The 12,991-nt window shown below is 70.8% G+C and carries 11 protein-coding genes and 1 pseudogene; 8 read left to right on the forward strand and 4 right to left on the reverse strand.

Annotated features, from left to right (window positions below; all coding sequences use genetic code 11):
- Positions 1-47 precede the first annotated feature (47 nt).
- Positions 48-845: a peptidoglycan-binding protein gene (locus ACWDR4_RS13370; RefSeq protein WP_450407741.1), complete on the forward strand. Its 798-nt coding sequence runs from the start codon at positions 48-50 to the stop codon at positions 843-845.
- Positions 842-1,687, forward strand: coding sequence for a helix-turn-helix domain-containing protein (locus ACWDR4_RS13375; RefSeq protein ID WP_450407743.1), 846 nt, complete (start codon positions 842-844; stop codon positions 1,685-1,687). The genes ACWDR4_RS13370 and ACWDR4_RS13375 overlap by 4 nt, the downstream gene beginning before the upstream one ends.
- On the opposite strand, the gene ACWDR4_RS13380 is transcribed toward ACWDR4_RS13375, so the two are convergent.
- Together ACWDR4_RS13380 and ACWDR4_RS13385 are read right to left on the reverse strand one after the other, a co-directional pair.
- Positions 1,668-1,949, reverse strand: a complete 282-nt coding sequence (locus ACWDR4_RS13380) for a DUF397 domain-containing protein (protein WP_450407744.1) — start codon at positions 1,947-1,949, stop codon at positions 1,668-1,670. The genes ACWDR4_RS13375 and ACWDR4_RS13380 overlap by 20 nt on opposite strands.
- Positions 1,930-2,781, reverse strand: a complete 852-nt coding sequence (locus ACWDR4_RS13385) for a helix-turn-helix domain-containing protein (protein ID WP_450407747.1) — start codon at positions 2,779-2,781, stop codon at positions 1,930-1,932. Before ACWDR4_RS13385 ends, ACWDR4_RS13380 begins: the two co-directional genes overlap by 20 nt.
- Positions 2,782-2,912: 131 nt before the next feature.
- On the opposite strand from ACWDR4_RS13385, the gene ACWDR4_RS13390 reads away from it, so the two are divergent.
- Together ACWDR4_RS13390 and ACWDR4_RS13395 are read left to right on the forward strand one after the other, a co-directional pair.
- Positions 2,913-3,140 (forward strand): hypothetical protein, encoded by a 228-nt coding sequence (locus tag ACWDR4_RS13390; protein ID WP_450407750.1) that lies wholly within the window; start codon positions 2,913-2,915, stop codon positions 3,138-3,140.
- A 68-nt stretch (positions 3,141-3,208) separates the two neighbouring features.
- Positions 3,209-3,448 (forward strand): annotated as a pseudogene (locus ACWDR4_RS13395) (ATP-binding protein); the annotation flags it as partial.
- A 404-nt stretch (positions 3,449-3,852) separates the two neighbouring features.
- Here ACWDR4_RS13395 and ACWDR4_RS13400 read toward each other — a convergent pair.
- Positions 3,853-4,053: a hypothetical protein gene (locus ACWDR4_RS13400; RefSeq protein ID WP_450407752.1), complete on the reverse strand. Its 201-nt coding sequence runs from the start codon at positions 4,051-4,053 to the stop codon at positions 3,853-3,855.
- Positions 4,054-4,296: 243 nt separating this feature from the next.
- Positions 4,297-7,305 carry an AfsR/SARP family transcriptional regulator gene (locus ACWDR4_RS13405; protein ID WP_450407754.1) on the reverse strand — a complete coding sequence of 1,003 codons (3,009 nt, stop codon included), beginning with the start codon at positions 7,303-7,305 and terminating at the stop codon, positions 4,297-4,299.
- A 201-nt stretch (positions 7,306-7,506) separates the two neighbouring features.
- Here ACWDR4_RS13405 and ACWDR4_RS13410 point away from each other — a divergent pair, with 201 nt between their 5' ends.
- The 4 genes from ACWDR4_RS13410 (at position 7,507) to ACWDR4_RS13425 (ending at position 12,952) form a co-directional block, all read left to right on the forward strand.
- A complete protein-coding gene (locus ACWDR4_RS13410; protein WP_450407757.1) occupies positions 7,507-8,769 on the forward strand; it encodes an amidohydrolase family protein in 1,263 nt (420 codons plus the stop codon).
- A 191-nt stretch (positions 8,770-8,960) separates the two neighbouring features.
- Positions 8,961-9,803 (forward strand): vWA domain-containing protein, encoded by an 843-nt coding sequence (locus tag ACWDR4_RS13415; RefSeq protein WP_450407759.1) that lies wholly within the window; start codon positions 8,961-8,963, stop codon positions 9,801-9,803.
- A 2-nt stretch (positions 9,804-9,805) separates the two neighbouring features.
- Positions 9,806-10,648, forward strand: coding sequence for a hypothetical protein (locus tag ACWDR4_RS13420; protein WP_450407762.1), 843 nt, complete (start codon positions 9,806-9,808; stop codon positions 10,646-10,648).
- Positions 10,649-12,952, forward strand: coding sequence for a hypothetical protein (locus tag ACWDR4_RS13425; RefSeq protein ID WP_450407764.1), 2,304 nt, complete (start codon positions 10,649-10,651; stop codon positions 12,950-12,952).
- Positions 12,953-12,991 lie beyond the last annotated feature (39 nt).

Here is a 12,991-nt window from a genome sequence, read left to right on the forward strand (position 1 = left end):
CACGGGGCCCGGACCGAGGCCCGGCCCCAACGCGAGTGGGGGGAAGCGTGTCGCGCTGGAAACAACTGCCCGCAGAACTGCATCCACACGTCCGCCAGTTGATCGTGCGACTGCGTGGACTGAAGGACCGCAGCGAACTGAGCACGCGTCAACTGACCGCGAGGACCGGGTACAGCGCGAAGTCGTGGCAGCGATATCTGAACGGCAGGTCTCTGCCGCCCCGGGAGGCCGTCGAGGCGATGGCCCGCATCGGCGGTGGCGATCCGGCCCGGCTGCTGTTGATGCACGAGATCGCCGCCCAACGCTGGGCGGAGGGACGGGTGGTCACCACCGACGCCCCCGAGAACCTCGCCGCGACACCGGCACACACCCCCACGGAGCAGCAGCCGTACCGGCGTCGGCTGCGCGTCGCGGTCACGGCGGGAGCCGTGGTCTCGGTGCTGTCCGTGACCGCGGCACTCGTGCTGGCCATGCAGCTCACCGAGGCCCGTGCCCAGCTCGCGCGCGACCGCAGCGATGATCTCCCGGCGGCCCTGGCCACTGTGTCGGCGTCCCTGGTGCCGGTCATCTACACCTGCCGGCTGGAGCAGCGTGACGGCCGCTGGTACGCGGGCCTGAGCCGGACCACGGAGATCCCCCTGTCCAACACCCATGTGGGGCTCGAAGTGGCCGAGGCGCAGTGCCTGCTGAGCCGGGCGGGCACTGCGCCGGGGGAGATCGACGGCGTCTTCGGCCCGAAGACGCGGCGAGCGGTCGAGCGCATGCAGAAGAAGAGCGGGCTGGTCGTGGACGGAGTCATCGGCACGCGCACCTGGCACGCCCTGCGGAAGGCGGCGACCAAGTGACCGCGGAACACACTCGGCTGGTCGAGGCGCTGCGGGAGCTGCGGGCCGGTGCGGGGCTGAGCCTGGCGGCGCTGGCGGAGCGAACGCCGTACAGCAAGTCCTCGTGGGAGCGTTACCTCAACGGCAAGAGCCTGCCTCCTCGCCAGGCCGTACGGGAACTGTGCCGGCTCGCGAACGAACCGGACGGGCGGCTGCTGGCCCTGTGGGAGATCGCCGAGTCGCACTGGAGCGGACGCGCGGAGGCCCCCGCACTCGCCCCTCCCACGGACGAGTCGCCGCGGACACATCCTCAGGAGCCGCCACCGCCCGCCGGGACCGGGCGGCGGCGACTTGGCGGGAGCAGGCTCCTGGTGCTGCTGGCGTCGGCGTACACCGTGATCGTCGGTGGTGTCGCGGTCCTGCTGTTCCTCCTGCTGCCGGACTCGGAGGCTCAGGAGGCCGAGCCGCTACCGGCCGCCGTCCCGTTCTCCCTCGCTCCCCAATGCCACGGAGCCGCCTGCGAGGGCCGGGACCCGATGCTCCTGATCTGCGGCATCGGCCCCGACACCCTCGCCTCGTACCGCACGGCCACCGGCGCCTACATCGAGCTGCGCCACAGCAAGAAGTGCGGTGCGAGCTGGGCCCGGACCTGGGGGACCGAGATCGGCGACCGGTTGGACGTCACGGCAGGCGGCCCGACCTACGGCGCGCGCATCAGGAACAAGGACGACGCGGCAACCTTCGTCTATACCAAGATGGCCGAAGTCCGTCCCGGCAGCACCGTCCGGGCCTGCTTCCAGCCGGCGTCGGCCGACGGCGAACGGGAGTGCGTCGAGGCCCGCGTCAGCCCTTCACCTCGCTGAGGAACGCTCCCCAGGCCCCGGCCCGGAAGAGGAGTACGGGGCCGTTGTGGGGGGCGGTCTTGGAGTCGCGTACGGGGACGACGCCGGGTGCGGAGGACACCTCGACGCACTCGCCGCCGCTCCCGTTGCTGTAGGTGCTCTTGCGCCAGAGGGCGGCTCCGGGGAAGGCTCCGGCGAGTTCTACGCAGTCTCCGCCGCTGGAGTTGCTGCGGCTGCTCTTGCGCCACACCGCGGTGCTCAAGTCAGGCTGGATGCTTGCCATTTCGGTAGTCCTCTGCCGCTTGTTCGATCATGGACAGGGACGCATCCGGCGGAAGTGCTGCGGCCCTGAGCAGATCGTACGACCTGCGGTAGTCCCTCACGAGGGGTGGATAGTCGATCAGTTGGCCGCTGTGGAGACCCTCGGTGTAGACGACGGGGGGTGCGTCCGGGAAGGTCATGACTTTGATCATGCCCATCATGAGCGGGTGGGCGGTGGTGGTTTCCGGGAGGAGTTGCAGAACGCCCTGCGTGGAGCGGATCACGTGCGCGATGTGCTCCAGTTGTTCCGCCATCTCCTTGGGCGGCAGCAGCGGTTCGCGGATCAGCGCCTCGCGGACGATCGCCCAGAACGCGGGAGGCTCCTCGCGTGCCCAGAGCTTGGCGCGCTCCACCCGAGCCTTGACCTGTTTCTCGACCGTGCGCGGGCGTAGCCAGGGGCTCCCGGTTTCGATGACCTTTTTGGCGTACTCCTTGGTCTGGAGGAGGCCGGGCAGGAGCATTGGCGCCCACTCCTCGATCGACTCCGCGTGCTGCTCCATCTCGACCACGTCTGCGAAGTACTCCGCGTGCCCCGACTGCTTAGCCTTCCGGGCGTCTTCACAGCGCCGTACGAAAAAGCCGTCCGTATCCAGCTTCTGGTCGACGTGCTTGGCCAGGTCGTCCGTCATCCTGCGTTCGCCGCGCTCGACCTGGCTCAGGAACGAGATGCCGCGCCAGCTCCCGTCGACCAGTTGTTCCAGGGTCAGGCCCGCCTGCTCCCTTCGATAGCGCAACTCCGCGCCGTAGAAGGAAGGGACGTTCGCCGACGCATCGGGTTCCTTGCGTACGGGCACAACTCACCACCGATTCTTTCCAGTTGCACTGCGCAATCTGAATCCCTTCCACCGTACGCACCGTCACGCCACTCTGTGAGGGAATCGTCACAGAGCGCACGGAAATGTGCGCTGAACAGGAAGGCCGCCCGATGGAGCCCACACAGTCGAACTCCACCGTCTACGACGTGACCCTTTGCGTCGAGGAACTCCGCGACGCCCTCCGCGAGCACGGGATCACCTTGCCGTCGCTCCGGATCGATCTGCCGAGTTTCGCGGGGAGTTACCGGCCGCCGATGGGACTGGTCGCGCTGGGCGGCTGCAACGCGGCCACCGCGCGGAAGCTGGCCGCCGTGCTGCGGAACGCGGCCGGGCGGTGAACGTCACGACGTCCTTCGGTGCCGAACTGCTCGCAGTCCCCAAGGCGGTACCGGAGTTGCGGCGCGCGGTGCGGGAGTGGCTCGGGGACGAGGCTTGTGAACAGGTGTGCGGAGACGTCCAGTTGTGCGCCACCGAGCTGATCGGCAACGTCATCCGGCATGTCGGGGAGGGGGTGCCCATCGTCGTACGAGTGGCCCGTGTCGACGGCGCGCGTATCCGGGTCGAGGTCGGTGATCCCGACCCGCGAGCCCTTCCCGTGCTGCTCAGCGCCACGGGGGCCGACGAGTCGGGGCGTGGGCTGGCGCTGCTCGGGGCGTTGGCGGTGCGGTGGGGCGTGGAGGTGGACGCCGTGGGCAAGACGGTGTGGTGTGAGCTGGCCGGTGCCGGTGTTCCGCGGGCCATGGAGCGTCGGCGGGAGCAGGAGCGGCTGGGGGAGCTGGTGGCGTGGATGGAGGAGAAGGGCGGTCCGGTCGCGGAGGAGGAGATGGCGGCGGCAGAGATGGAACGGCGGGAAGCCGGCCGTGTCTTCGCCGAGCGCGGGGCCGGGAGCTGCTCACCGGGCCTTCGCACAGCCGGACAGGTGACCGCCCCGCAAACACGACGACCGCGGCGGCTCCCCCTCCGCGCCGCCGCGGTCGTTCCCCGTGCAGGTGTACGTCTGTTGGAGCCCCGTGGGACTCCCCCCGTGGGAGCCCCGTTGGAGGCCGTGGCTCAGGCCGTCTCGTCCGTCGCGTGGACGTCGTCCGTCGTGGCCGTGGCCGGTTCCGTCGTGGCGTGGACGTCGCCCAGGATCGTCGCCGTGGCCTTCGTCGCCTTGGCCGGTTCGGTCGTCGCGTGGACGTCGCCCAGTGTGGTGACGGTGGCCGGCTCCGACGTCGCGTGGACGTCGTCCGTGGTGGTTTCGTCGCTCATCTTGCTGTCTCCCCTGAATGGTGACCGGTGGACTGGACGGGCCCGCCCCTCGATTCCCCCGCGGATCGTGGGACGGGCCCGGGGCCGGTTCACCCTAAAGGTCCGGCCCCCCTGTCGTTCCGCCTGCCCCCCGACGCGACGGCTCGACAGGGACGAGACTGCCGGACCGCGATAAACGAACGATGAACGCCGCTCACCTTCGGGTTTGGCCTGGCGACCGTCAGAGGTTCGTCCGGGCAACCGTCAGTGGTTCGTGCGCGTCGGCCGCCCCAGCAGCGCCCGTACCGCGTCCCCCTCGGGCGCCTTCAGCGACTCGAAGATGCCGAGCGCGTCCTGCCAGCACACCTGGGCGCGGTCCAGCTGGCCTATGCCGTGCAGGGCGCGGCCCAGGACCGTGAGGACATTTCCGCGGCGCCACTCGCCGCCTATGCCTCGCAGTACCGTCAGCGCCTGCTCCGCGTTGGTCGCCGCGCGCGCCGAACGGGCCGCCGCGAGATCGACCTCGGCGAGGCGGAACAGGGTCATGCCCTCCCACAGGCGCTGCCGGCTGTCCCGGAAGACTCGTAGGGCTTCGTCCAAGTGGTCTGCCGCTTCCGACAGTTGGCCGCTTTGAGTCAGGGCCAGGCCCAGCGCGTAACGGCCGTTGGCCCCTCGTACCGTGTGGCCCATCGCGTCGTACATCGCCGTGCCCCGCTCGGCCAGGGCGACCGCGCTGTCGGTGCGGCCGGTGGCGAGGTGGATGCGGGACAGGTTGCACAGGGCGCTGGCCTCGCCGGGGCGGTCCGCGCAGGCACGGTAGTTCTCGATGGCGCGGGTGAAGTGGGCCTCGCCCGCGTCGTGCCGGCTCTGGTAAAGGGCCACCACGCCGCTGATGTTGGACGACCAGCACGCGGTGTACTGGTCGTCGGCCGCCAGCGCCAGCTCCGTCGCCCGCTCCGACTCCTGGACGGCCGCGTCGAAGAGGCTCCCGGAGACGTGGTGCACGAAGGCCAGGGTGGTGAGGGCGCGTGCCTCCGTGCGCGGGGAGTCCGCCGCCCGCGCCGCGTCCCGCACGATCGCCGCGACCGCCTCGTACTCCCGGGAGTTGGTGCCCGATTCGGCCAACTCCACAGCAGCCCACAGGACATCGGCGGCGCGGCGCAGTGCGTGCGGCCGGCTCGCGGACTGCCGTACGCAGGCCAGTACGCACACCGCCTCCGCGTGCACCCAGTCCTGCGCCGCGTGCCGGTCGGCGAACGTCAGGCCCGGGTACTCCGCGTGCTCCAGGTGGTCGACCAGCTTGTCCTCGGGGCGTTGGATGCGGTACGTCGCCGCGACCGTCGCCAGGTAGAAGTCCAGCAGCCGCGACATCGCCGACTCCCGTTCGCCCGGCGGGTGTTCGTCCCGTTCGGCGCACGCACGCGCGTAGAGCCGTACGAGGTCGTGGTAGCGGTAGCGGCCCGGCGCCGCCGACTCCAGGAGGGACGTGTCGACCAGGGACTCCAGGACCTCCTCCGCCTCCTCGACCGGCAGGCCCAGTACGGCCGCTGCCGCCGCGAGCGAGATGTCGGGGCCGTCGGCCAGGCCCAACAGGCGGAAGGCGCGGGCCTGTTGGCGGTACAGGGCGCCGTAGCCCAGCTCGAAGGTCGCCTTGACGGCGAGGTCGCCGGCCTGGAGTTCGTCCAGGCGGCGGCGTTCGTCCGCCAGCTTCTCCGCCAGGACCGACACCGTCCAGGTGCGGCGCGCCGCCAGCCGGGACGCCGCGATCCTGATCGCCAGCGGCAGGAAACCGCAGGCCGCCACCACGTCCAGGGCGGCCTTGCGCTCGGCCGCGACGCGCTCCTCGCCCACGATCCGCGTGAACAACTGGAGTGCTTCCTCGGGGGACATGACGTCCAGGTCGACGAGGTGGGCGCCGGCCAGGTCCACCATCCGTACCCGGGAGGTGACCAGGGCCGCGCAGCCCTCCGTGCCCGGCAGCAGCGGACGTACCTGGGCGGCGTCACGGGCGTTGTCCAGCAGGACCAGGACCCGGCGGCCGTCCAGCATCGAGCGGTACAGGGCCGCGCGCTCCTCCAACGAGTCCGGGATCGCCGAGTCCGCTGTTCCCAGGGCGCGCAGGAAGGCGCCCAGGACTGTTTCCGGTTCCGCCGCCTGCGTCCCCGCGCCCTGGAGGTCGATGTACAACTGCCCGTCGGGGAAGGCGGACCGGGCCTGGTGGGCCACATGCACGGCGAGAGTCGTCTTGCCCACGCCGCCGATACCGGCCAGCGCGGACACGGCCATCACCCGGCCCTGGGTCGGCGACGCCGACGACGCGGACGCCAGGACCTTGCTCAGCTCGGAGACGAAGGCGGAGCGGCCGGTGAAGTCCGGGACCGTCGCCGGGAGCTGGGCGGGCCGGACGGGCGCGGGGGCGGGTTCGGGCGCGAGCGGGGCGGAGGGCTCGGCGAGGCCCGGGTCCGCCTTGAGGATGCGCCGCTGCAACTCCTTGAGGCCGGGGCGGGGATCGACGCCGAGTTCGTCCGCGAGGAGCCTGCGCGTGTCCGCGTACACCGCCAGGGCCTCGGCCTGCCGGCCGCTGCGGTACAGGGCCAGCATCAGCAGCTCGCGCAGCCGCTCACGGAGGGGATGGGCCGCCGTCAGGGCGGTCAACTCGCCGATGGACTCGGCATGGCAGCCCTGTTCCAGGTCCATGTCCAGGCGGGATTCGAGGAGTTGGAGCCGCCACTCCTCCAACCGGACGCGCTGCGCGTCCGCGTACGGGCCCGGTACGCCCGCCAGCGGCTCCCCCTCCCACAGGTCGAGGGCCTTGTTCAGGACGTCCCGGGCATGGCACAGGTCCCCGGAGTTCCTCGCCTTCTCCGCCTCCGTGGCCAGGTCCTGCGCCACCGCCAGATCGAGGGCGCCCTCGCTCAGCGAACGGATCGCGTACCCGCCCGCGTCGCTCACCAGCACCCAGGCGCCCAGCACCTTCCGCAGCCGCGACGCGTACGTCCGCAGCGCCGCCAGCGCCTGGGACGGCGGCTCGTCGCCCCACAGCGCGTCGATCAGCTCGGCCGCCGTGGCCGTACGGCCGTCGCGCAGCAGCAGCGCCGCCAGCAGCGCCCGTTGCTGCGGGGAACCGGTGGGCAGCGGCTCCTCGTCGCGCCAGGCGCGCACCGGTCCGAGCACGCTGAAGCGCAGCGAGGGCGGGGCCTCCGCCGGAGAATTCGGGGAAATCCTGGGATCCCGCTGTGCCGGCACCCGCGGTACAGCCGGTACGTCACCCATCGCCGCTCCCTGCCGAACATCATGACCAGGACAGCAGTTTGCCTTGTCCCTGGCGTATGCGTCAGCTGTCGGAGACAGCGATCACAGCTGGGCGCACGAGGTACTACAGAGTTCTCACACTGTCTCCGCACAGAGTTCAACAGAAAGGGACGCATGGCCAGCCAGCTGACGGTTCGTCAGATCAGCGCTACCGTGCCTGTCATGGAGACGACTACGGAGACAGCCGTGGAGAGTACGGAGACGACGAGCACCTTCCCGAAGATCATCTCGGTGGACGACCACACCGTGGAGCCCCCGGGCGTCTGGCAGGACCGGCTCCCGAAGAAGTACCTGGACATCGGCCCCCGCATAGTCCGCGCGCCCCTGAAGGAGATGTCCTTCCTGGGCGGCCGGTTCAAGCCCGTCATGGGGCAGCCCGGCGACGACGGGCCGATCGGCGACTGGTGGATCTACGAGAACCTGCACCGCCCCCTCACCCGCCTCGACACCGCCGTCGGCTACGACCGCGACGAGATCAAGCTCGAAGTCATCACGTACGAGCAGATGCGCCCCGGTTCGTACGACGTCCCCCAGCGGCTGGCCGACATGGACGTCAACCACGTCCAGTCCGCCGTCTGCTTCCCCACCTTCCCGCGCTTCTGCGGCCAGACCTTCACCGAGGCCAAGGACCACGAACTCGCACTGCTCGGCGTACGGGCGTACAACGACTGGATGGTGGAGGAGTGGTGCGGGCCGCAGGCGCAGGGCCGCCTGATCCCCCTCACCCTGATCCCGCTCTGGGACGCCGAGTTGGCGGCGGCCGAGGTCCGGCGCAACGCGGCCCGGGGCGTCCGTGCGGTCGCCTTCTCCGAGATCCCGCCGCACCTCGGCCTGCCGTCCATCCACGGCGACGAATGGGACCCCTTCCTCGCGGCCTGCGCCGAGACGGGGACGGTCATCGCGATGCACATCGGCTCGTCGAGCCGGATGCCGTCCACCTCCGCCGACGCCCCGCCCGCCGTCGGCTCCACCATCACCTTCGCCAACTGCTGCTTCTCGATGGTCGACTGGCTGATGAGCGGCAAGTTCGAACGCTTCCCGCAGCTGAGGATCATGTACGCGGAGGGCCAGATCGGCTGGATCCCGTACATCCTGGAGCGCGCGGACGTGGTCTGGGAGGAGAACCGGGGCTGGGGCGGAGTCGCCGACAAGGTCCACCGGCCGCCGTCCGAACTCTTCGCCGAGCATGTCTACGGCTGCTTCTTCGACGACGCCTTCGGGCTGAAGAACCTCGATTCGATCGGCGTCGGGAATGTGTTGTACGAGACCGACTACCCCCACTCCGACTCCACTTGGCCCGGCTCCCGGGAGGTCGGCGAGCGGCAGATGGGGCATCTGGACCCGGAGGTCGTCGAGCGGATCGTACGAGGCAACGCGATCGACCTGCTGGGGCTGACGCCGGACGGGCTGTGGAAGCCCGCATAACCTTCCACGTCAACGCAATCTTCCCAACCTTCCCACGTGGGACGGCTGGTCATCCGGTACCGTGAACTCCCTTGGGGGGCCAAGTGGTCATTGTGTAAAGACGCGTCGCCGATCGTGGTCGTCCCCCTGTTGTGTTGTCCGTCCGCAGAGGCATGCAGAGGCATTCCGCACAGGGAAAACGGGGGCGTCCGTTGCCGTACACCGCAGAGATCAGCCGGACCAACCCGGGCTGTTTCATCTTCCTGGTGGACCAGTCCGCCTCCATGAGCGACCCCATGGAGAGCGGTGAGACGACACAGCCACGGGCCGAGGTGGTGGCGGGCGCCATCAACCGGCTGCTGACGGAACTGTCGGTCAAGTGCGCCAAGGAGGAAGGCGTACGCGACTACTTCCACGTCGCCGTCATCGGCTACGGCCACAACCACGTCGGCTCCGCCTACCAGGGCGCCCTCGCCGGCCGCGACCTCGTTCCGCTGAGCGAGGTCGCCAACAACCCGGCGCGGGTGGAGAGCCGTACGAAGAAGGTGCCCGACGGTGCCGGCGGGCTGGTCGAGACGTCCGTGCAGTTCCCGGTGTGGATGGACCCGGTCACCAACGGCGGTACGCCCATGACCCGCGCCCTCGGCTACGCGGACACCCTCGTCGCGCACTGGGTCGACACCCACCCCAGCGGCTTCCCGCCCATCGTCCTCAACCTCACCGACGGCGAGTCCACCGACGGCGACCCGACCAGCGCGGCCATCGGCCTCGCCTCGCACGCCACCGCCGACGGCCCGGTCCTCCTCTTCAACCTGCATGTCTCCGGCACCGGCGGCGCCCCGATCACCTTCCCGGACGGCGAGGACCAACTGCCGGACACCTACGCGAAGTTGCTGTTCCAGATGTCCAGCGTCCTGCCCAGCCACATGCGTTCGTACGCCGCCTCGCAGGGCCACCGCGTCGGCGAGACCACCCGGGGCTTCGTCTACAACGCCGACATCGTCTCCATCGTGGAGTTCCTCGACATCGGCACCCGTGCGACGGAGCTGCGCTGACCATGGGGGACATCCCGGCGCTGCCACGGGCGCAGTGGTGGTGGACGCAGAAGTCGGGCAGCAGCGCCGAGGAGTACGAGGACGCGGCGTACTGCTGGCAGTCCGGCGAGCCGGGCGTCGACAGCGCCGGACGGGCCGTCGCGTCGCTGTACGCCTCGGTGTCCGACGGCGCCTCGGAGAGCCTGCTGGCCCGCGACTGGGCCGGGCTCCTGGTCCAGGACACCGTCGAGTCGATGCGGCTCGCCGGTGACTGGTGGCAGGAACTGCCCACGTTCGTACGGGACTTGATGGACCGCTCCGCACTGCACTGGGACGCCTTCCTCACCCGCTACCAGGCCGAACGCGCCGCCCAGGGCAGGCCGATCGCCTGGTACGAGCAACCCGGCCTGGAAAAAGGGGCGTTCGCCACCGTCCTGGGCGCGGAGATCCGGGCCACCGTCCTGGAGGACGGCACGACCCGCTGGTTCTGGTACGCGTTCGCACTCGGCGACAGCTGTCTGTTCCAGCTGCGGGACGGGCGGCTGCTGGAGTCCTTCCCGCTGAGCACGGTCGAGGAGTTCGGGATCACTCCTCAACTGCTGGGCAGCCGCAATCATGACGCGCAGCTGGTCGCGGAACGGATGCGGGTGGCCTGGGGCGAGCTGCTCCCCGGGGACGAACTCCTGCTCGCCACCGATGCGTTGGCAGCCTGGCTGCTGGCGAGCGCGCCCACGGCCGCTCTTCCGGCCTTCGCGCAGTTCGACCAGCAGGACTTCACCGAGTGGGTGGACGACCAGCGGGCGCGCGCCCGGATGCGCAACGACGACGTGACGCTCGTCCGCGCGAGGGTGGGAGCGGAGGCGTAGATGGCGGCGTCTCCCGGCGGTGCCCCCGGACCCGTACCCGGACCTGTTCCCGTCCCCGGAACCGGTTCGGCCCGGAAGTTCCCGACGGGCGCGAACTACGCGGAGGCCCTGCAGCACCCCGAACTGTGCTTCAGCGACCCCGATTTGAAGCACGGCACGGTTCAACAGAGCCCGGTGCTGGGCCCGAAGGCGATCTCCGGGAACTTCGCCAGCGTCTTCTCCGTCACGGCGCGGAACGGGCAGCGGTACGCGCTGAAGTGCTTCACCCGGGACAGCCCGACGCTCGGCAAGCGCTACGCGGCCATCAGTTCGGCGCTCGGCGGCCTCGGCGCGGGCGGCCTGTCCCAGCCGTGGCCGGTCGGGTTCGACTTCCTCGAACAGGGCGTCCTGGTCGGGCGGGAGTGGTACCCGGCGGTCAAGATGACCTGGATACAGGGCACCGGCCTCATCAGCTGGATCGAACGCAACCTCCACGACCCGGCCGCCCTGCACGCGCTCGCCGACCGCTTCCTGGCCATGACCGCCGACCTGGAGAAGCACGGCATCGCCCACGGCGACCTCCAGCACGGCAACCTCCTCGTGGCCGCCGACGGCACCTTCCGCCTCGTCGACTACGACGGCATGTACGTCCCCGCCCTGCGCGGCGAGCAGGCGACCGAGAACGGCCACCGCAACTACCAGTCGCCCTCCCGTTCGGCCGCCGACTTCGGCCCCGCCATGGACCGCTTCTCCGCCTGGACCATCGAACTGGCCCTGCTCGCTGTGGCCACCGACCCCGGCCTGTGGACCCAACTCCACGACAGGCACGGCGAGTTCCTGATCCTCTCCGAGGCGGACTTCAAGGAACCGGCGACCTCCCTGGCCTGGCCGGTCCTGCTGACCCACCCGGACCAGCGGGTACGGGACATGGCGGGCCGGGTCGAGGGCTTCCTGGGCAAGCCGGCGTCGGCCCTGCCCCCGCTGACGCCCGACGCGCTGCGGATCCCGGGCCAACGGACGGGGTCGGGAGCGGCATCGGGCGCGAGTACGAACGGTCACGGGTCCGGGCTGAGCGGCAGCCGCCCCACGGTCACGTCCTGGACGCCGACCGCGTCCGCGACGCCGCCGCCTGCTTCCGGGGTCCCGGCGTGGATGGCGGGACGCGTGCCCGCGCAGACGCTCACCCAGCAGCCCGCTGCCGGAACTGCGGGAGCCGTCGGACTCGCCGGGTTCAGCAGCCGCCGCGCCGGTGACCTGGTCGCGGCCGTCGGCGCGCTGCTCAGCACCTCCACCCCGGGGGCGCTGGTCCTCGCCGCCGCCCAGCCCGTGGACGTCCTGCCCGCGGCACAGGGCGTGGCCCTGCTCACCTCCGCCGCGATGGTGGGGCTCGGCCGACGCAGGCGCCCCGAATACCGGGCGGCCCGCAAGCGCGTCCGCGAGCTGAAACGCCGCTCCCGTGAGCTGGCCGACCCGGCAAGCGCGTACGAGCGCCTGGAGAAGGAGATCCGCGCCCTCGACGAGGCCCTCGCCAAGGACAACACGGCCTCCGATCAGCGCATCCAGGCACTGCAGATCGAGCTGCGCGACGGCCAGTCCCGTATCACCATGGACCTCAACCGGCGTACGGACCAGGCCCAGCAGCAGCTGGCCGGGCTGACGGCGAAGGAGCGGCGCCTGCTCGACAAGGCGCTGGAACCTGCGATCAGGGCGCACATCCAGGACAAGCTGCGCCGGACGCCGATCCAGGAGGCGCTGTCGCTCAGCAACGTGGGCGCCAAGATGGTCCGGGCGCTCCAGGACGCGGGTATCCGGTCCGCCGCCGACTTCATCGGCGTGGACTTCTCGCACAACTCGTCCGTCGTGTTCCTGGTGCGTCCCGGCGGCCAGCGGGTCCGGGTGCCCGGCATCGGCGAGGCCCGGGCCACCGCCCTCAGCGACTGGCGCCAGGGCCTGGAACGCCGGGCCAGGGCGACCGCGCCGACGACGGTGCCTGCGTCGACGAAGGCCCAGATCAAGTCGGACATCGCCACCCTCCGGCGGTCCCACAAGGCGGAGATCAAGCAGGCCGAGGCCGAGGCCCAGCAGAAGAAGTCCGCGTTGCAGCGCCGCATCACCGACGAACGCACCCGCCTCACCGGCCAGCGCCAGCAGCGCGCCATGGACACCCAGCGCAAACGGGCGGAACTCCTGCAACGCCAGAAGCAGTTGGCGGGGGCGGAGGCGGAACGGGTGCGGGTGGTGGGGGAGTTGGCGGTGGCCCGGAAGGAGGCGCGGGGGGTGTTGGGGGCGGGGAGGTATGTGCGGTTCCTGGTGACGGGGCGGTAGGACGCCCCGCGTCCCGCCATGAGATGTGGGCCCCTGCGT

Source organism: Streptomyces sp. NPDC000878 (genome assembly GCF_053599695.1).

Coding starts and splice junctions, on each gene's coding strand:
- ACWDR4_RS13380 (WP_450407744.1), bottom strand. CDS start 1,949: ATGGCAAGCATCCAGCCTGACTTGAGCACCGCGGTGTGGCGCAAGAGC.
- ACWDR4_RS13390 (WP_450407750.1), top strand. CDS start 2,913: ATGGAGCCCACACAGTCGAACTCCACCGTCTACGACGTGACCCTTTGC.
- ACWDR4_RS13400 (WP_450407752.1), bottom strand. CDS start 4,053: ATGAGCGACGAAACCACCACGGACGACGTCCACGCGACGTCGGAGCCG.
- ACWDR4_RS13405 (WP_450407754.1), bottom strand. CDS start 7,305: ATGGGTGACGTACCGGCTGTACCGCGGGTGCCGGCACAGCGGGATCCC.
- ACWDR4_RS13410 (WP_450407757.1), top strand. CDS start 7,507: ATGGAGACGACTACGGAGACAGCCGTGGAGAGTACGGAGACGACGAGC.
- ACWDR4_RS13420 (WP_450407762.1), top strand. CDS start 9,806: ATGGGGGACATCCCGGCGCTGCCACGGGCGCAGTGGTGGTGGACGCAG.
- ACWDR4_RS13425 (WP_450407764.1), top strand. CDS start 10,649: ATGGCGGCGTCTCCCGGCGGTGCCCCCGGACCCGTACCCGGACCTGTT.